Origin of the sequence: Rhodoferax sp., assembly GCF_028689295.1 — a bacterium.
GTDB lineage: Bacteria > Pseudomonadota > Gammaproteobacteria > Burkholderiales > Burkholderiaceae_C > Rhodoferax.
This window is the reverse complement of the sequence record NZ_JAQTWL010000003.1, coordinates 102,728-120,423: the sequence shown is the minus strand read 5'-3', so window position 1 is coordinate 120,423 and position 17,696 is coordinate 102,728. Positions and strand designations below refer to the sequence as shown.

Sequence of the window (17,696 nt, the reverse complement as noted above, 5' to 3'; positions counted from 1 at the left end):
TCAGAACTGCATCACCTGCACACCCGCCACGCCGGGCAGCGGAAAATCTTCCTCGTCGAAGACCTTGTCGCCGTCAACATCGGCCTGTCCCGTGATTTTGATGTTTTTGAAGTCGTAGCGATTGACATCCATCAAATGCGAGGGCACCACGTTTTGCAGCGCGGTGAACATGGTCTCGGTGCGCCCCGGGTACTGTTTTTCCCAGTCCCGCAGCATCTGGCCAATAAGCTGACGCTGCAGGTTTTCCTGGCTGCCGCACAGGCTGCACGGAATGATCGGGAACTGGCGGTGCGCGGCCCATCTTGTGAGGTCTTTCTCTGCCACATTGGCCAGCGGCCGGATCACGATGTGGCCGCCGTCGTCGCTCACCAATTTGGGTGGCATGCCCTTGAGCTTGCCGCCAAAAAACATGTTGAGAAAGAAGGTCGCCAGCATGTCGTCGCGGTGGTGGCCAAGGGCAATTTTGGTGATCTTGAGCTCGTCGGCCACCCGGTACAAAATGCCGCGCCGCAGACGGCTGCACAGGCTGCACATGGTCTTGCCCTCGGGCACCACTTTCTTGACGATGCTGTAGGTGTCCTGCGTCTCAATGTGGTATTCAATGCCCAGTTTGGCCAGGTATTCGGGCAGGATATGCGCCGGAAAGCCGGGTTGTTTCTGGTCGAGGTTGACGGCAATGATCTCGAAATTGATCGGCGCGCGCTTTTGCAATTTAAGCAGGATGTCGAGCAGTCCGTAGCTGTCCTTGCCGCCGCTCACGCACACCATGACACGGTCGCCTTCCTCGATCATGTTGAAGTCAATGATGGCTTGGCCGACCTGGCGGCACAGGCGTTTTTCGAGCTTATGGATTTCTCGCTCGATTTTCGGCTCGCGCGGCGCCGGGGCATCCTGGGCTTCGCTTTCTGTCCAGAGGGCATTCATGGCGTCAATCCTTGTTCCACTGGCCGGTTTCGACCCGGATGGCAACTTCGCAATCGGCAAAAATCTCCAGCTTGGCAATCTTGACGCGCACACCCTTGACGTTGGGCAACTGCATGAGCCGGTTGGCCAGCTTGCCGATCAGCGTCTCGAGCAGGTTGACGTGCTCCGCGGTGCATTCGTCGATGATGATCTTGCGCACCTTGCGGTAGTCCAGCACGTGCATGATGTCGTCGTCCGCAGGCAGCAGCGGCTGGTGTCCCAGGCTCAGTTCGGCATCGACCTGGATCGGTTGCGGCGCGGTTTTTTCGGTTTCCAGGATGCCCAAATTGGCGTCGAAACGCAGGCCGGTCAGCGTCAGGGTTTGCTGGCCCAGCATGTGGGATGAGGTGTACGTAAGAGTTGTCATGAACAGTCTGGCAGAAATGAGTCGAAAATTGAGATACAGCGCGAATGGCAGGATCAAGTTGGGCAGCAAGCCTGGAAATCACAGCAGCGAAAAATCGCGCTCGAATTTCATCAGGTGCTGGCCGCCATCGACCAGCAGCGTGGTGCCGGTGATGGACTGGTTTTCCAGGGCAAAGGCCACGGTGGCCGCCACGTCCGCAGCCGTCGAGGAGCGGCCCAGCGGCGACAGTTTGTGCAGCGCCTCGAATTTTTCCGGCGTCAGCATGTGGCTGGTCAGCGTCAGGCCTGGGGCCACGCCCACCACCCGCACCCGCGGCGCCAGCGCCAGCGCCAGCATGGTGTTGGCTGACTCCAGCGCGGCCTTGGACAGCGTGTAGCTGATGAAGTCGGGGTTGGGGTTCCACAGCTTTTGATCGAGCAGGTTCACCACCGCGCCCTCGGCCTCGGGGCGTGTTTGCAGGTGTGCGTGCAGCGCCTGGCTCAGCAAAATGGCGGCCCCCGTGTTGGCGCGCATGTGCTTTTCCATGGCGGCAAAGCTGAAGGTTTCGGGGGTGTCGTGCTCAAAAGTGGACGCACTGTTGACGATGGCATCGACATGGCCGAGTTCTTCCACCACCCTGGGCAGCAGGTTGCGTACCGCCGTTTCATTGGCCAGGTTGGCGCGAAAAGAGGCGCTGGCCCCAGCCAGCCTGGCGCAATCGGCGACCGTTTTGCGCGCATCCTCGACCGAATCGCGGTAATGCACGGCCACCCGCCAGCCCGCGCGGGCCAGTGCCAGGGCGATCTCGCGGCCTAGTCGTTTGGCCGCGCCGGTGACCAAAACGGTACGCTGCTTGGGTGCTGGGAACAGGGGTGACGTGACAGGGTGAGACATTCGGGGACAATTCCAGGCTATGACAAGTCCCCACAGTTTAACGAGCGAGCTCGCGCGCCACATCGCCGGGGCGATTTGTGCGGCCGGCGGCTGGATCGGCTTCGATGTCTTCATGGACCAAGCGCTGTACACCCCCGGCCTGGGTTACTACGCCCATGGCAGTAGCCAATTCGGCGCCTTGCCCTACGCCGTGCAGGACGGCACGCGCGTGGCGGGCAGCGACTTTGTGACCTCGCCCGGCATCACGCCGTTGTTCGGCTGGACTCTGGCACTGCAGGTGGCGCAGGCGCTGGAAGTGACGGGAACGCAGGAGGTGTGGGAGTTTGGCGCCGGCTCGGGCGCGCTGGCGCTGCAGATTTTGCAGGCCCTGCAGGCCCAGGGCAAGCCCTTGCCGCGCTACACCATCGTCGATATATCCAGCAGCCTGCGGGCGCGCCAGCAAGCCACGCTGGCCGCCTTTGCCGGGCAGGTGCGCTGGGTCGATGCGCTGCCCGACGACTTGCATGGCGTGGTGCTGGGCAATGAGGTGCTCGACGCCATGCCGGTCAAATTGCTGGCGCGGGTGAACGGCGTTTGGCATGAGCGCGGCGTGGTGCTGGGCGCGGCGGACAGCGACGGCACGCCCACTTTTGCGTGGTTCGACCGGCCCACCGATCTGCGCCCGCCGCTGGCGCCCGAAGGCGCGCACGACTACCTGACCGAAATCCACCCGCAAGGCGAATCCTTTGTTCGCACCCTCGGCAGCAAACTCGCGCGCGGCGCGGTCTTTCTGATCGACTACGGTTTTCCGGCGGCCGAGTACTACCACCCACAGCGCCACATGGGCACCGTGATGTGCCACCAGGCGCACCAGATGGACACCGACCCGCTGGCCCTTGTCGGCCAGAAAGACATCACCGCCCACGTCAACTTTACCGGCATCGCGCTGGCGGGCAACGAGGCCGGCCTGGGCGTGCTGGGCTACTGCAACCAGGGCCGCTTTTTGATGAACTGCGGCTTGCTGCAGCAGATGGAAAGCGCTGACCTGCCGACCCGGGTGATGGCGCAAAAACTGATCATGGAGCACGAAATGGGCGAACTTTTCAAGGTGATCGGCTTCTACCAGGGCGAGCCTTGGCAGGCGCTGGGTTTTGCGCATGGCGACAAAACACACACCCTCTGATACCCCTTAATCAAGGCATAAAACATGTTCCGCTGGCTCATTGTTGTCTTTCTGGCCCTGGTGCTGCTCAACGGACTCACACCCTGGCTGCAGCGCCTGGGCTTTGGCAGGCTGCCGGGTGACTTTCGCTTCAAGGTTTTTGGCAGGGAATTTTTCGTCCCGCTCACCACCACCATCATTTTGAGCATGGTGGCGGCGGCCATTGCCAAATTCGTTTGAGTCCGGTGCTTGAATTCCTGCCAGGTGCGGCCATCTGAAGACCTGAAAGGATTTGCCATGACTGACTCCCTGCACATTGTTTGCCCTCACTGTCACACCACCAACCGCGTCGGCCGCGCCAATCTGGGCAGCGCGCCAGATTGCGGCAACTGCCACAAACCGCTGTTTACCGCGCATCCGGTGATGCTCGACGAAGCCAGCTTTGCACGCCACATCCAGCGCAACCAGATCCCGGTGCTGGTTGATTTTTGGGCGCCCTGGTGCGGCCCCTGCCGCCAGATGGCACCGGCGTTTGAGCAGGCAGCCGCCCAGTTGGAGCCGGCGGTTCGTCTGGCCAAGGTGGACACCGAGGCCGAGCAAAATTTGGGCGCCCGTTTCAACATTCGCAGCATTCCCACGCTGGCCCTGTTTGTCGGCGGGCGCGAGGTGGCGCGCCAGGCCGGCGCCATGGGCGCGGCCGACATCGTGCGCTGGGCGCAGCAGCATATGCCGCGTACTTGAAGCAGGGCCCAGCTCTCCGGGGGCGGCTTCATTTCTTGACGCCATCGCCCAAACTGTTGAGCAGGCTGAGCTGGACAGCCCCATGAGACAGCTTTTGCGGCTTACCATTTCGTTTTGGGATTACCATTTGTGTTTAGTCAATGTCCAAGGCATGGAGACAAACAATGCAGAGCGCCAAAGAGCACTGGGAAAAGGTTTACCAGACCAAGCAGCCGGATGCGGTGAGCTGGTTTCAGGAGCACGCAACGCGGTCACTTGAACTCATCCGTTCGGTTGGAACACCGTTGGACGCCAACATGATTGATGTCGGTGGCGGTGCATCGACACTGGTTGATGATCTGTTGCGCAACGGCTTCAAGAACATATCCGTGTTGGATTTGTCGGCAAGTGCCTTGGATGTTGCTCACAATCGGCTGGGCACCCAAGGGGACAGCGTTACATGGATTTCAGGGGATATTTGTGTTGCAAATCTGCCAGACCAAACGTATGACATTTGGCATGACCGCGCCGTTTTCCACTTTTTAACCGACCCAGCTGACCGCGCCGCGTATGTTCAGCAGGTCATGAAGTCGGTGAAACCCGGCGGACATGTGATCGTTGCGACCTTCGCGCCCGATGGCCCTGAGCAATGCAGTGGGCTGCCAGTGGCACGCTACGCGCCTGGCCAGCTTCACCAAGAGTTCGGGCCTTCGTTTGAGCTGCTTGAACACATGAGCGAAGAACACAAAACCCCTTGGGGCTCGGTTCAACACTTCGTTTACTGTCATTGCTTAAAGCCACATTGAACGGCCGCTTCAGGCCGGCCAACTTCATTGCCCACACAACAGCCTTCAGCGTTGAATTCAAGGTCAGAAGCGGTCAACGACGAGCAGGTCGGCTCATTTTCAGTGGCTTTACAGGGCATTGATATCGAAATAGCCGGACGCCATCCGTAAAACCCTATATTCAAAACTTAAGTTCTCGTGTAAATTCGGTGAAATTTTTTGGAATCTACATGAAACTCATCAACTATTTATTTACTGTCGTCTTGGCGATTTCGAGCTTCTCGTCAATGGCGCAACAAACATTGTTAGGTGTTAATGGCGGCGGAGAGGGCTCTTCGTCGCCGGGCGCGGTGGTGTCAATCGACCCCGCAACTGCTGCTGTGACCGTGCTCGCCACTCCCTTGGAGGGAGCGGGCCTGACGGGAGTGTCTGCCAACTCGCAGGGCAAGGTATTTGCGGTGTCTGGTAGTGCTGGTGGCCCAAACGGTCCGCGGCTCCTTGAGATCAATCCGACCACCGGAGCGCTGATCGCCGACGTTGGGCGTCTCCAGACGGCCGGCGGTAACGACTGTTATATCGGGGACTTGAGCTTCCAGCCCGGCACTGACGTGCTTTTTGGAATTTTGGGAAATCAGGGTACGTCACCGCGCTGTGGAATCCTGAATGACTCATCGGTTGGCGGGTACCTGCTCACGATTGACACAACCACTGCTCAGGTGACCGTGATCGGGCGTGATGAGACATTGGGCAATTCGAACGGTGGACTGGCCTTTGCGCCAAACGGAACTCTGTATTTCACACCATGCTGGGACAACCCCGGCGTGATTCAGACGTTGAATCCCGCAACCGCCGCCGTCATCACGAACGTGGCGCTCGCCGATAGTTCCTGTTACATGGGGCTAGGCGTGCGATCTGATGGCGTTATTTTTGGCAGCTACGACAACGAAAATAGCGACAAAAGCATCTATACGATCAATCCTGTATCAGGCGTTCGCGTGCTGGTCGGATCGACGGAGAGCAATCTGGTTCATGATCTGGTCTTCATCGGAGACGCTGCGCCGGCGGTTCCTCATTCAATTCCAACCATTTCCGAATGGGGAATACTTGCATTGAGTGCATTGATGGCGCTGATGGGTGTGGCCAGGATGCGGCGTCGGACGCAGCGCTAATCGCGCCCCGAGTCTCCAGAAGCACTAAGGATTCGTAAAGCAAAACAGAGGTCAGCACCTTCGTGGGAGTGACCTGCGTCCCACGCCCGCGTTTGAGAACCGGCGCACCCAGCATGTCCTCAGTCCACGCTGGATTGCCCGGGTCGTTGGCCCTAGCCAAGGTTTTCTTTGGCAACTTGGCGATAGTGGCGAGCTTCATGTTTTTCTGCCTTTCGCGGTGATATCACGCGAGGCCCTTGCGGGCGCTCGGTGTAAACCATCACGACCACGTCTGTCGCAAAAAGACTGAGGCAAACCAGGCATTACTCGCCATAGCCTTGTCGCTCGTCTTCGCGGATCACCGTGAAGTGGTCCCAGGTTGCATCGCATCCAACGAAGTCAAGCCGGTGATTCTTGATGTTCAGTTTGCGCTTTGGTTCGTCCCGTCTGAGCATGCCTTGTTGTATCTACAAAATAATGAAATGCAAGGCGCATAGACTCGGAAGCAGACTCGCCAGCTTTCTGAGGGGCTGGCACTGGTGGCGCAGAAGGTCTCTCCCTCGCACCGCCTGAAATCGAATGTGACCTGCAAAGCGGCATCATCGGTGTAGTCTCACTCGCCCAGCGGGATTGACTGCCAGGGTCGTACCAGAAATGCCCGGCAATCGTTGGCAGGTTGGAAAATGGCCGGGATGCCATTGTGAAATATCAATGGTCAGTGCGTTCCATGACCGGCTTCGGTTGACCACTGTCAACCTCGAACAGGAAAACTGAATTTCGTCCCGCGTCTTTGGCACTGTACATGGCCTGATCTGCCCGTTTCAGGATTTCGTCCTGGCTGATGTCATGACTTACGAACACCACCAAGCCGATGCTTGCTGTGCAATGGTGCTCGACCACCGCATGACCATCCTCGGAAGTGTTCAATTGATAAACCTTTGACAAGGTATTCCGAATTTTCTCAGCAACTCCCAACGCCTGAGACACCGAAGTGGCCTGGTCAAAAGCCAGTTCACTGAGCATCACCACAAACTCGTCGCCACCGTAGCGCGCAATTGTGTCGCTTTCCCGCACACAATCAGTCAAACGCCGCGCCACCTCAATCAGCAACAAGTCTCCCGCCTCATGCCCGTGGGCATCATTGAGCGGTTTGAAATTGTCCAGATCCAAAAACATCAGCGCCGCATAACAGCCACTGCGCTTGCTGGCTAACAGCACCTGACTCAAGCGATCGTGCAGCAATCTGCGGTTGGGCAAATTGGTGAGTGCATCGTGAAATGCAAGTTGGTGAACTTGCGCTTCCATTAACTTGCGTGTGCTGATGTCACGGGTGACCGCCAACTGCACTGTCTCGCCCTGCATTTGCATTGGGACTGCATGTGTTTCCAGCCAGTGCCGCCTTCCTGTTAGGCCGATCACCTCAAACTCCATCAGCAAAGATTCACCCGCAAGCACTCGCTGGTGCATGTCGGCATAGGCTTGGCGGAATTCGGGGGCAATGATGTTCAGCACAGGGATGTCCTTGACTTGGGCGAAAGAACTCGCCTCGATCATCTTCAGGCCAGCAGGGTTCATCTGAATCAACAGCCCCTGTGCATTTACGACCTTGATACATTCCGGTTCATTCTCGATAATGGTTTTCAGGCGCGATTCGCTCTCATGAAGCAGTCGCTCCGTCTTCTTGCGCTCGGAGATGTCACGGCATGAACCAAAGACGCTGCCGTCAGGCAGCACCGAGCCGTTGAAGTCAACCGGAATGACTTCACCCGTCTTGCATCGGAGCCGAAACTCGCCACGTAATGAACCCGTGGATATCAGCAGGCCAAAGTAGATGCTTGTTTGTGGCCAATCCGCTTTCAAGATGACGTCATGGATGGACAAGCCCATCAATTCGTCAAAACGGTAGCCAAGCATGTTCACGGCCTGGCTGTTCGCGTATTGGAGTTTCCCCTCTTTGTCTGCGATGAATATGGCATCCGCAGCACCTTCAAGGATCCCCTTGATCTTGGCTTCACTCTGAATCAAGCGACTTTCCGCCATCATGCGTTGGGTGATGTCGTTGAACACCCAAAGCGAATCTCCGGTGGCCCGATTCAATATTTCCCCGCTCACATCCACCCAAATACCGAGACCATCCTTGCGCACGTATTCGGAGCGTGTGCGGTACACCTCCCCACGATCGATGACAGGATAGGCGACAGCCCCGAATGCCAGATAGTCGTCGTCGTTGAGGTAAATCTGACGGGTCGAGGCCCCGATGAGCTCCCCTGGTGCGTAGCCGAGCATCTTTTCAAGGCCGGTGTTGGCCCAGATGATTTTTCGGTCCCTGACGGTGATGATGCCCAGGAGTTCGTTATTCAGGATGGCCTTCTGTTCGCGCATCAGGGTGGCGATTTTTTCAGCGCTGCGGATTCGATCCGTGATATCGCTTATGAAGCCGTGCCATAACGTGGAACCATCGGTTTCGCGCTCAGGCACGGCGTTGCCTAAAACCCAACGCACCGTACCGTCGTCAGCTTTTACACGGTATTCCTGCTTCCAGGGGCTGAGTTCCCTGGCTGATATTTGGATCGAAGACACCACAATGCCAAGGTCGTCCGGATGAAGTTTGGTAAAAACACGGGACGCATCCTCGAGTACCTCATCCGGACTGACCTGATAAATCTCCCGAATGGCTTCACTGGCGTACGGAAAACATGAACTGCCATCCGGGCGCAATCGGTATTGGTAAAGCAGTCCGGGCACGCGACTGGCAAGCTTCTGAAGGCGACTCAGTGCCAATGCCTTTTCCTGCTCTGCCAGAATGCGATCGGTGATATTCATGTGCGTAATCACCACCCCGGCATCCACACCCCGCCCTATAGGTGAAACCACCATACTGAACCAACGCATTTGCGTCGGTGCGTGACAGGGGTATTCCAGACTGTAGCGAGGCGACTGCCGCCGCAGTACGGATTGGATGCCTGCAATGATCAATTTCACTTCGGACGACTCCGGACCAGTCACGGCCTCGCAAACCGACAGATAGTTTGCACCTATTTCGATCGACGGATCCGGTTTGCCAGGCTCGTTTCCATTGTCCAGAGCAAAACGCCGCCAAGGGTCATTGACTGCGAGAATGCCCCCCTCATGGTCAAGCACCGCGATCTCGGCGTCGATAGAATTCAAAATGACATTCTTAAAATCTTCGCTTTCTTTCAGATTGTCTTCCGCCTGTTTGCGTTCCGTGATGTCCTCGTAAAGGCCCAACACGCCGACCACCTCATTGCGCCCGTTTTTGAGCGGCACCTTGGAGGTGCGTAACCAGATGTTCTTGCCACTGGGTGCTGTTTGCGGTTCATCATAGGAAAGCCTGGCCGTGCCCGATTCCATGACCAGGTGATCGTCGGCACGGTACAGCTCGGCTTGTTCGGCCCAACCCATGTGGAAGTCGTCTTTGCCGATGACCTCGCCAGGGGTCGGCATACCGGCGTCATGGGCAAAGGCGGCATTGCAGCCGAGGTAACGCAGATCGCGGTCTTTCCAGAAAACTCTTACCGGCACCGCATCAATGATGGCCAGCAGCAGATCCCGTGATTCGGCGATGGCGGCGGCCGCCAAATTGCGCTCAACCTGTCGTCGGTAGGCCAGATAACCCACCCACGCGAGCAACAGAATGATGACCGGGCTGATGTATTTCAGCCAGTCTTGTAGCCCCAGCTCCTTGACCTCGTAGTTACCAAACCATTTTTCATACAAGGTGTCATAACCACCACTGGCTTTTGTGACAGCCAGCTCTTCATTGATCTTGGCCAAAAGATCGACTTGGCCACGATGCGTTGCAAAGGCAAATTTTTGCGCAAAGCCTGCTTTTATGGGCAGCGGCTTGATGTTCTTAAGTGCCAATGTGTGCAGCGTTTGCAAACCGGTGAGTTGACTCAACAGCATGGCGTCATGGCGTCCGGCCGCCAGTAGCCGAAGGCCTTCCGCAGCGGTGTCCACGGTGACCAGTTGTGGGCCCCAACCATTGGCCACCGCGTAGTCCTGGGCCAAGTCTGCGTTCAGGACGAGGATGGATTTACCGGCAAGGTCGGCCTCCGATCGGATGTTGGTCTGGTCGTCGCGCACAAAGATAGCCCCGTGAACCGTGACATGGGGAATGCTGAAGTCGGCAAATTGGCGGCGCTCGTCCGAGATCGCAAGGTTGATCAGGACATCAATGTGTCCTTCCCTGAACTCCTTCAGAAGCTGATGAAAAGGCAGCACGCGCAAGGTGTAATTTAAGCCGGCTGCCTGTGCCACGACCGTCCATAGGTCCACGGTAAAACCGCCAGCGGTGGTGTCTGTAATTCCTGTGGCGAATGGTGGATAGTCTTGTTCGCTGCCAACCACCAAGGTCCGAGGTGCAAGTGCATTGGTGGCTGACGCTTGTTCCATTGATCGGACCTGATCGGCAGGTGCTGACGCATGCGCCATGACGGCGCCAGCGAGCCAGAGTGTTACAGCCATTGCCGAAGCCCGCCAAACCATGGTTAGCGTTCGCCAGAGTGACGGCTGTAGCCTGAGATGCTTTCCCGTCGCGGCCTGGTTGATCACAAACTCAACGATTGAGAAACTTTTGGAGCGCATTGGAAATGGGTTGTTTCTTGTTTTGCTCAATCATTTTGCGCCCAAATTTTGAGCCATACAAGCCATAGCCATAGCCATAGCCATAGCCATAGCCATAGCCATAGCCATAGCCATAGCCATAGCCATAGCCATAGCCATAGCCATAGCCTTGTCCCTGAGCCTCGTCCAGCCGCTCGTCAAAGTGCTCTATCGCATGTCGAAGATCGCGCGACCGCAGCGGGCTTTCGTCTGTTAGGCCATAGGTCTGCCGTAGCTCCTCGCCTCGCGCTGCGTACTGTCGAGCGTAAATGAGTGCCAAGATAGAGAGACAAAACTCTTCATCAACTCACCTGGGAGGGGAAATCATGGCTATCGTAACCCTTGGAATTAACCTCGCCAAAAACGTCTTTGCCATCTTTGCCGTGCGCATGCCAAATCTGTCAGCAGCGCAAGGCGAGGTGGGGCAGATGCTGGGCGCCCGGCGTCTGCCCCGCCCCTGCCGACTCAACCCCAACGCAGTCTTGATCAGCAAAAACTCAATTGACAACCTGCGCCAGTTCGCCGCGAGCATATTGCCGGGCGACTTCGATCAGGCTGTAACCTTTGATCTTTGCCCCTTGGCCTTCGCAGCCGAACTGCAGATAGCGCTGCTTGCATAGGGCTTTGGCGGCCTCGCGGGCCGGTTTGAGCCAGTCGCGGGCGTCGAATTTCTCGGGGTTCTCGGCCATGAACTTGCGCACGGCGGCGGTCATGGCCAAGCGGATGTCTGTGTCGATGTTGATCTTGCGCACACCGTATTTGATGGCTTTCTGGATTTCTTCCACCGGCACGCCGTAGGTTTCCTTCATCTTGCCGCCGTACTGGTTGATAAGGGTCAGCGACTCCTGCGGCACACTGCTGGAGCCGTGCATCACCAAATGGGTGTTGGGCAGGCGGCGGTTGATTTCCATCACGCGGTCGATGGCCAGAATGTCGCCGGTGGGCTTGCGCGTGAACTTGTAGGCGCCGTGGCTGGTGCCGATGGCAATCGCCAGCGCGTCTAGCTGGGTGCGCTTGACGAAGTCGGCCGCCTGCTCGGGGTCGGTGAGCATTTGCTCGCGCGTCATGGTGGCGTCGGTGCCGTGGCCGTCTTCCTTGTCGCCCTTCATGGTTTCCAGAGAGCCCAGGCAGCCCAGTTCGCCTTCTACCGTCACGCCCACGGCATGGGCCATTTCGACCACCTTGCGCGTAACCTCGGCGTTGTACTCATAACTGGCAATGGTCTTGCCGTCCGCCATCAGCGAGCCGTCCATCATGACCGAGCTGAAGCCCAGGTTGATGGCGCCCTGGCACACGTCCGGGCTCTGGCCGTGGTCTTGGTGCATCACCAGCGGAATGTGCGGATAGGCCTCGATGGCGGCCAGAATCAGGTGCTTGATGAAGGGCTCTCCGGCATACTTGCGGGCGCCCGCGCTGGCTTGCAGGATGACCGGCGCACCGACTTCGTCGGCGGCCGACATCACGGCTTGCACCTGCTCCAGGTTGTTGACGTTGAATGCCGGAATGCCGTAGCCGTTCGCCGCCGCATGGTCCAGCAGTTCGCGCATAGAAACAAGTGCCATGGTGAAGTCCTCCAAAGTTTGGTAACAAGGTAATAACTGAGGCCAATTCTAGCGACGCACCTGCGCCCGGGCGCATGACCATCGGCCCCCGCCAGGTTCAAGACACCCGGCAAATTTTGAGCATGTTGGTGCCGCCTGGCGAGCCCATTGGCTCGCCGCAGGTGATGGCATAGATGTCACCGGTCTTCACAATGCCGCGCGCCTTGAGGTCGCTCTCGGATTCGGCCAGCGCGGTATCGCGGTCGGCGCTGGTGTCGATCAGCAGCGGGCGCACGTTGCGGTAGAGCGTCATTTTGCGTTGTGTGGCAACTTTGGAAGTCAGGGCGTAGATAGGCACCTGGATCAGATGCCGGCTCATCCAGAGCGCGGTCGAGCCGCTGTCGGTCATCGCCACAATGGCCTTGGCGCCCAGATGATGCGCGGTGAACAAGGCACCCATGGCAATGGTTTGGTCGATCCGCGTGAACGTTTTGCCGCTGAAGTCAGCCTCGAGCTTGAACATTTCCCCGCCTTCCGCCGCATGGCAGATCTTGGCCATTTCAATCACCGTCTCCAGCGGGTATTTGCCGGCAGCCGTTTCCGCTGACAGCATCACCGCATCGGTGCCGTCGAGCACCGCGTTGGCCACATCGCTGACCTCGGCACGGGTGGGCACCGGGTTGGTGATCATCGACTCCATCATCTGCGTGGCCGTGATCACCACCCGGTCGTGCTCGCGCGCCAGCTTGATCATGCGTTTTTGCAAGGCCGGGACCACGGCGTTGCCCACTTCCACCGCCAGGTCACCGCGCGCCACCATGATGCCGTCGCTGGCCAGCAAAATTTCTTCGAGGTGCGGAATCGCCTCGGCGCGCTCGATCTTGGCGATCAGGCCCGGACGATGGCCGTCCTCAGCCGCCACATTGCACAGTTGGCGCGCCATTTCCATGTCAGTCGCATTTTTGGGAAAGCTCACGGCCACATAGTCCGCATGAAAACTCATGGCGGTGCGGATGTCTTCCATGTCCTTGGCGGTCAGGGCCGGGGCCGTCAAGCCGCCACCCTGTTTGTTGATGCCCTTGTTGTTGGAGAGCACGCCGCCGAGCTTGACCGTGGTGTGAATCGCCTCGCCCTTGACCGCATCGACCACGATGACGATCAGGCCGTCGTTGAGCAGCAGCACATCGCCAGCCTTGACTTCGCGCGGCAATGGCTTGTAATCCAGGCCAACGGCGTGGATATCCCCCGGTTCGGTGCGCGCCGCATCCAGCACGAAGGGCTGGCCCGGCTGCAGCAACACCTTGCCATCGGCAAACTTCCCGATCCGGATCTTGGGACCCTGCAAATCGGCCATGATGCCGACCTCGCGCCCGGCCCGCCTGGCGGCCTCGCGCACCAGGCGCGCCCGCTCGATATGGTCTTGCGCCGTGCCGTGGCTGAAGTTCAGGCGCATCACATTGACCCCGGCGCGAATCATCTGCTCCAGCATTGCGGGATCGCTGGAGGCGGGGCCTAAAGTGGCAACGATTTTGGTCGCACGACGTGGCATATAAGAATCTCCATGTAATTTAGTTTCTTGATTTTCACACAACGAAGTTACAGGGCAGCAACAAGAACGCCCGTCCTACCAACCCAGCCCCAAGTGCAGCGGCAGATAGACCGCCATGCCAGAAACAATAGTGCCCAACACCGCCTGACCCTGTCCCCGGCGCCAGAAAAAATAGCCGGCGCCAACCAGGGCGGCGTAGATGCGCGCGTCTTGACAGCTCGTGATCAGCGAGCCCTGTGTCATGATCACCTCGGGCGCCACCACCGCGGCCAGCGCCGCTATGGGCGCATATTGCAAGCCTCGCTGTGCCCAGTGCGGCAGATGCCAGGCCTGGTTGCTCATGAAAAAGAAACAGCGCGTGATGACTGTGACCAGCGCCAGGCCCACGATCACGCCCAACGTCCAGAGGTCGGTGCCATTCAGGTCGGGGCCGCTCATGCCGCCGCGCCCGGCCTTTTGGGCCAGCTTTCCTCAAGGATCAGGCACAGCGCCACCGCGCAGGCGATGGCCACCACAATGTTGAGCTTGAGCGGCAGCGCATACGCCGCCACGGCGGCCATACCCGCCACCCCGGCGGCAACGCGTCGCAAATGGCTGGAAGCCAGCGAGCAACCGATCCCCAGCAGCGCCAGGATGCCCGCAAAAGCCAGCCCCCAATGGGTTGGAATCACATTCGCCAGCGCGATGCCGATCAGGCTGGCTCCTTGCCAACTCACCCAGTTGAACAGGCTGCCGCCACTGAGGAAAGCCAACTGCTCGCGGCGCTCTGCGGCATGCTCTGACGGATGGTGGTAGTGCTTGGTAAACAGCACATAGCTCAGGTCGGTGGTCAGGTAGCCCTGAAACAGGCGCCAGTGCAGCGGCAGGTGCATCAGATAGGGACGCATGTGGGCGCTGAACACCACAAAACGCAAATTGACGCAAAAAGCAGTGGCCAGAATCACCCACACCGGCGCGCCTGCCGTCATGAGAGGCATGGCTGCCAGTTGCGAGCTGCCGGCAAACACCAGCAAACTCATGGCGACCGCCTCGAAGGTGCTCATGCCCGACTTGACCATGGCCACACCCGTCATCAAGCCCCAGGCAGCTAGGCCGGGCGACACCGCGGCCATCTCGCGCAGTCCCCGGCCAAACGCCGGGTGCTGCCACCAATTGCGTGCATCAACCAACAGGCCACGCATCAGGCCAGCACCTGTCCGACTTGCAAGGGGCAACCACGCAGGAACTCGGCACTGGCGAGGCGTTTGCCGCCAGGGCGCTGCAGTTCGGTGATGACGACGATCGAATCAAGTGCGGCGACTGCGATACCGGATGCTGTGATCGCCACGATCTGGCCCGGCGTTTGTGCGGCTGATGGACTGCCCGCACCAACCTCGACCGCCCATATCTTGAGCGTCTCACCGGCAAACTGGGTGCTGGCACCCGGAAAAGGATTGAAGGCGCGCACCCGCCGGGCAATGCCTTGCGCCGGCTGCGACCAGTCGATCGCGGCCTCGGCCTTGTCGATCTTGCTGGCGTAAGTGACACCATGTGCCGGTTGCGCCACGGCTTGCAGCTGGCCAGCGACAGCACGCGCCAGCGTCTGCACCATCAGTTGTCCACCCAACTCGGCAAGGCGGTTGTGCAGGCTGCCCGTGGTGTCAGACGACAAAATCGGCAGTGACTGCGAAAGCAGCATGTCGCCAGTGTCCAGACCGGCGTCCATTTGCATGATGGTGACACCGGTTGCCGCATCGCCGGCCTCGATGGCGCGGTGAATCGGGGCGGCACCGCGCCAGCGCGGCAACAGCGATGCGTGAATATTGAAGCAACCCAGCCTTGGCATGTCCAGCACCCACTGGGGCAGGATCAGGCCGTAAGCCGCCACCACCATGGCGTCGGCCCGCGCCGCTTCAAGCGCCTGGCGGGCGGCCAGCGCATCGTCAGGGTATTTGCCGTCCAGCCGCAGGCTGCGCGGTTGCGCCACGGACATGCCATGCGCCAGCGCAAATTGTTTGACGGGAGATGGATGCAGCTTCATGCCGCGCCCGGCGGGCCGGTCGGGCTGGCTCAACACCAGCACGATGTCATGGCCGGCCGCATGCAAATGCGTCAAAGCCACCGCGGCAAACTCGGGCGTGCCCGCAAAGACCAGCTTCAAGCGCGGTCCTCGCGCTGCGCCTTGAGCAGCTTGGTCTTGATGCGGTTGCGTTTGAGCGGCGACAAATATTCGACGAATACTTTGCCCATCAGGTGGTCCATTTCGTGCTGGATGCACACCGCCAGCAAGCCATCGGCCTCGATCAGCTGCGGCGCGCCCGCGCCATCGAGCGCCTCGACCTTGACCGCGTCGTGACGCCGGACGCCGTCGTAAATGCCGGGCACCGACAGACAACCCTCTTCATTCAAATGCATCTCGGGACTGGCCCACAGAATTTTGGGATTTATCAGCACCAAAGGCACATCGCGGCCCTCGGAAATATCCATCACAATCAGGCGCTCGTGCACATTGACCTGGGTGGCGGCCAGGCCAATGCCCTTGGCCTCGTACATGGTCTCGAACATGTCGGCAATCAGGGTTTTGATGCGCGCGTCCACTGCGGCCACAGGTTTGGCCACGGTGTGCAGTTTGGGATCTGGATAGCAAAGAATGGGGAGTAGCGCCATGATGTCACTTTAAAGATGTCGTTATTTTCGCTATTTTTGCCATGCTGCGTCCATTACCCGCAGGACAATCGTTGTCCCGGCAAGGGCTTGGGCGCACAATCTCATGTGAGTTAATCAAATGCAAAACACCATGGCCAAAACTTTTTTTGACACTGTTTCCAATCAATTGACCTGGACTGCGCTCGCCTGCAGCTTGCTGGCTGGCCCTGTGATGTCGCAAAATTTCCCGATCACGGCGCAGCAGCGCGCCATCGCCAACCAGGTCGCCCAGAGCGGCGTGGCCTTGAGCGAGTTGAGCCCCAATGCACCGCAAAGCTATACGGTGAAGTCGGGCGATACGCTGTGGGACATCTCCGGCATGTTCCTGAAAAGGCCCTGGCGCTGGCCCGAACTGTGGGGCATGAACCTGGCCGACATCAAGAATCCGCATTTGATTTACCCCGGGCAAACGCTGTATCTTGACACCAGTGACGGCCGGGCGCGCCTGAGCATGCGCCCGGGCGGCGACCTGCCCACGGTGCGGGTGTCACCACGCACACGCATTGAAAATTTGGCAATCAGCGCCCTGCCGACGCTCAAGAGCAGCCTGATCGAGCCCTTTCTGGCCGAACCCCTGATCGTCGATGAACGGGGTCTGAGCGCCGCACCGCGGATCGTGGCGGCGAAAGACAACCGGGTGCTGCTGACACGCGGCGACCGCGCCTATGCCCGCGGCAACGCCGGCTCCGAACTAACGGACGACCCCCTCAAGAAACAACAGGCTTTCCGGGTGTTTCGCAACGCCACGCCGCTCAAAGACCCTGTCAGCGGCGAAGTGCTGGGCTATGAAGCCCAATACGTTGGCAAAGCCTTGCTGGCGCGTAGCGAAAGCAGCAAGGACAGCCTGGACGCCGACGGCAAAAGCCGCACCGAGATCGTGCCAGCCACCATCGACATCATTGACACCAAGGAAGAAATTCGCGTCGGCGACCGCCTGCTGCCCGAGCCACCGGTGCAACTGCAAAGCTACGTCCCCCACGCCCCCACGGGCGTCATGGACGCCCGGGTTGTCTCCATTTACGGCAGTGCGGTGGTCAATGCAGCCCAAAACCAGGTGGTGAGCCTCAATCGCGGCAGCCGTGATGGCTTGGAGCCAGGCCATGTGCTGGCCATCATGACTGACGGGATACGCCTGGTGGACAAAACCGACGCCAACCGGCCCATGATCAAATTGCCCGATGAGCGCAATGGTTTATTGATGGTGTTTCGCACTTTTGAGAAAGTGTCATACGGTCTGGTGCTCGACATCACCAGCGGTGTCAAGGTGGGTGATCGACTGGTCAACCCGCTCTGACATC

Annotated in this window: 17 protein-coding genes; 6 read left to right on the top strand and 11 right to left on the bottom strand. The window is 59.1% G+C overall.

The window, feature by feature from the left end; translation table 11 throughout:
* From ttcA to PHF15_RS04505, 3 genes are all read right to left on the bottom strand, one after another.
* A complete protein-coding gene (gene ttcA / locus PHF15_RS04515; RefSeq protein WP_300119290.1) occupies positions 1-924 on the bottom strand; it encodes a tRNA 2-thiocytidine(32) synthetase TtcA in 924 nt (307 codons plus the stop codon).
* 4 nt (positions 925-928) lie between these two features.
* Entirely contained in the window at positions 929-1,330 is a 402-nt protein-coding gene (locus PHF15_RS04510; protein WP_300119289.1) for a dihydroneopterin aldolase, read from the bottom strand.
* Positions 1,331-1,408: 78 nt separating this feature from the next.
* The gene (locus PHF15_RS04505) at positions 1,409-2,203 is read right to left on the bottom strand and encodes an SDR family oxidoreductase (protein WP_300119288.1); all 795 of its coding nucleotides are present in this window, start codon (positions 2,201-2,203) and stop codon (positions 1,409-1,411) included.
* A 19-nt stretch (positions 2,204-2,222) separates the two neighbouring features.
* Here PHF15_RS04505 and PHF15_RS04500 point away from each other — a divergent pair, with 19 nt between their 5' ends.
* The 5 genes from PHF15_RS04500 to PHF15_RS04480 all read left to right on the top strand — a co-directional run bounded on the left by PHF15_RS04500 (position 2,223) and on the right by PHF15_RS04480 (position 6,018).
* Positions 2,223-3,365 (top strand): SAM-dependent methyltransferase, encoded by a 1,143-nt coding sequence (locus PHF15_RS04500; RefSeq protein ID WP_300119287.1) that lies wholly within the window; start codon positions 2,223-2,225, stop codon positions 3,363-3,365.
* A gap of 24 nt (positions 3,366-3,389) precedes the next feature.
* Entirely contained in the window at positions 3,390-3,584 is a 195-nt protein-coding gene (locus PHF15_RS04495) for a DUF2905 domain-containing protein (protein ID WP_300119285.1), read from the top strand.
* A 57-nt stretch (positions 3,585-3,641) separates the two neighbouring features.
* A complete protein-coding gene (trxC, locus tag PHF15_RS04490) occupies positions 3,642-4,085 on the top strand; it encodes a thioredoxin TrxC (protein ID WP_300119283.1) in 444 nt (147 codons plus the stop codon).
* Between the two features lie 164 nt (positions 4,086-4,249).
* Positions 4,250-4,870 carry a class I SAM-dependent methyltransferase gene (locus PHF15_RS04485; RefSeq protein ID WP_300119281.1) on the top strand — a complete coding sequence of 207 codons (621 nt, stop codon included), beginning with the start codon at positions 4,250-4,252 and terminating at the stop codon, positions 4,868-4,870.
* Between the two features lie 209 nt (positions 4,871-5,079).
* Positions 5,080-6,018 carry an IPTL-CTERM sorting domain-containing protein gene (locus PHF15_RS04480; RefSeq protein ID WP_300119279.1) on the top strand — a complete coding sequence of 313 codons (939 nt, stop codon included), beginning with the start codon at positions 5,080-5,082 and terminating at the stop codon, positions 6,016-6,018.
* A gap of 687 nt (positions 6,019-6,705) precedes the next feature.
* On the opposite strand, the gene PHF15_RS04475 is transcribed toward PHF15_RS04480, so the two are convergent.
* The 8 genes from PHF15_RS04475 to def form a co-directional block, all read right to left on the bottom strand.
* Entirely contained in the window at positions 6,706-10,485 is a 3,780-nt protein-coding gene (locus PHF15_RS04475; RefSeq protein WP_300119277.1) for a PAS domain S-box protein, read from the bottom strand.
* Between the two features lie 91 nt (positions 10,486-10,576).
* Positions 10,577-10,903: a hypothetical protein gene (locus PHF15_RS04470; RefSeq protein WP_300119275.1), complete on the bottom strand. Its 327-nt coding sequence runs from the start codon at positions 10,901-10,903 to the stop codon at positions 10,577-10,579.
* Between the two features lie 217 nt (positions 10,904-11,120).
* Positions 11,121-12,185, bottom strand: a complete 1,065-nt coding sequence (gene fba / locus PHF15_RS04465; protein ID WP_300119273.1) for a class II fructose-bisphosphate aldolase — start codon at positions 12,183-12,185, stop codon at positions 11,121-11,123.
* A 97-nt stretch (positions 12,186-12,282) separates the two neighbouring features.
* Entirely contained in the window at positions 12,283-13,713 is a 1,431-nt protein-coding gene (pyk, locus tag PHF15_RS04460) for a pyruvate kinase (protein WP_300119271.1), read from the bottom strand.
* A 75-nt stretch (positions 13,714-13,788) separates the two neighbouring features.
* Positions 13,789-14,151 (bottom strand): AzlD domain-containing protein, encoded by a 363-nt coding sequence (locus tag PHF15_RS04455; protein WP_300119270.1) that lies wholly within the window; start codon positions 14,149-14,151, stop codon positions 13,789-13,791.
* Positions 14,148-14,894, bottom strand: a complete 747-nt coding sequence (locus PHF15_RS04450) for an AzlC family ABC transporter permease (protein ID WP_300119268.1) — start codon at positions 14,892-14,894, stop codon at positions 14,148-14,150. Before PHF15_RS04450 ends, PHF15_RS04455 begins: the two co-directional genes overlap by 4 nt.
* The gene (fmt, locus tag PHF15_RS04445) at positions 14,894-15,853 is read right to left on the bottom strand and encodes a methionyl-tRNA formyltransferase (RefSeq protein WP_300119267.1); all 960 of its coding nucleotides are present in this window, start codon (positions 15,851-15,853) and stop codon (positions 14,894-14,896) included. The genes PHF15_RS04450 and fmt overlap by 1 nt, the downstream gene beginning before the upstream one ends.
* The gene (def, locus tag PHF15_RS04440; protein ID WP_300119266.1) at positions 15,850-16,359 is read right to left on the bottom strand and encodes a peptide deformylase; all 510 of its coding nucleotides are present in this window, start codon (positions 16,357-16,359) and stop codon (positions 15,850-15,852) included. Before def ends, fmt begins: the two co-directional genes overlap by 4 nt.
* Positions 16,360-16,489: 130 nt before the next feature.
* On the opposite strand from def, the gene PHF15_RS04435 reads away from it, so the two are divergent.
* Positions 16,490-17,692, top strand: coding sequence for a LysM peptidoglycan-binding domain-containing protein (locus PHF15_RS04435; protein WP_300119264.1), 1,203 nt, complete (start codon positions 16,490-16,492; stop codon positions 17,690-17,692).
* The last annotated feature ends 4 nt before the right edge of the window (positions 17,693-17,696 follow it).

Bases quoted from the DNA above. Each gene is read 5' to 3' on its own strand.
- ttcA (WP_300119290.1), bottom strand. From the start codon at position 924: ATGAATGCCCTCTGGACAGAAAGCGAAGCCCAGGATGCCCCGGCGCCG.
- PHF15_RS04510 (WP_300119289.1), bottom strand. From the start codon at position 1,330: ATGACAACTCTTACGTACACCTCATCCCACATGCTGGGCCAGCAAACC.
- PHF15_RS04505 (WP_300119288.1), bottom strand. From the start codon at position 2,203: ATGTCTCACCCTGTCACGTCACCCCTGTTCCCAGCACCCAAGCAGCGT.
- PHF15_RS04500 (WP_300119287.1), top strand. From the start codon at position 2,223: ATGACAAGTCCCCACAGTTTAACGAGCGAGCTCGCGCGCCACATCGCC.
- PHF15_RS04495 (WP_300119285.1), top strand. From the start codon at position 3,390: ATGTTCCGCTGGCTCATTGTTGTCTTTCTGGCCCTGGTGCTGCTCAAC.
- trxC (WP_300119283.1), top strand. From the start codon at position 3,642: ATGACTGACTCCCTGCACATTGTTTGCCCTCACTGTCACACCACCAAC.
- PHF15_RS04485 (WP_300119281.1), top strand. From the start codon at position 4,250: ATGCAGAGCGCCAAAGAGCACTGGGAAAAGGTTTACCAGACCAAGCAG.
- PHF15_RS04480 (WP_300119279.1), top strand. From the start codon at position 5,080: ATGAAACTCATCAACTATTTATTTACTGTCGTCTTGGCGATTTCGAGC.
- PHF15_RS04475 (WP_300119277.1), bottom strand. From the start codon at position 10,485: ATGGCTGTAACACTCTGGCTCGCTGGCGCCGTCATGGCGCATGCGTCA.
- fba (WP_300119273.1), bottom strand. From the start codon at position 12,185: ATGGCACTTGTTTCTATGCGCGAACTGCTGGACCATGCGGCGGCGAAC.
- pyk (WP_300119271.1), bottom strand. From the start codon at position 13,713: ATGCCACGTCGTGCGACCAAAATCGTTGCCACTTTAGGCCCCGCCTCC.
- PHF15_RS04455 (WP_300119270.1), bottom strand. From the start codon at position 14,151: ATGAGCGGCCCCGACCTGAATGGCACCGACCTCTGGACGTTGGGCGTG.
- PHF15_RS04450 (WP_300119268.1), bottom strand. From the start codon at position 14,894: ATGCGTGGCCTGTTGGTTGATGCACGCAATTGGTGGCAGCACCCGGCG.
- def (WP_300119266.1), bottom strand. From the start codon at position 16,359: ATGGCGCTACTCCCCATTCTTTGCTATCCAGATCCCAAACTGCACACC.
- PHF15_RS04435 (WP_300119264.1), top strand. From the start codon at position 16,490: ATGGCCAAAACTTTTTTTGACACTGTTTCCAATCAATTGACCTGGACT.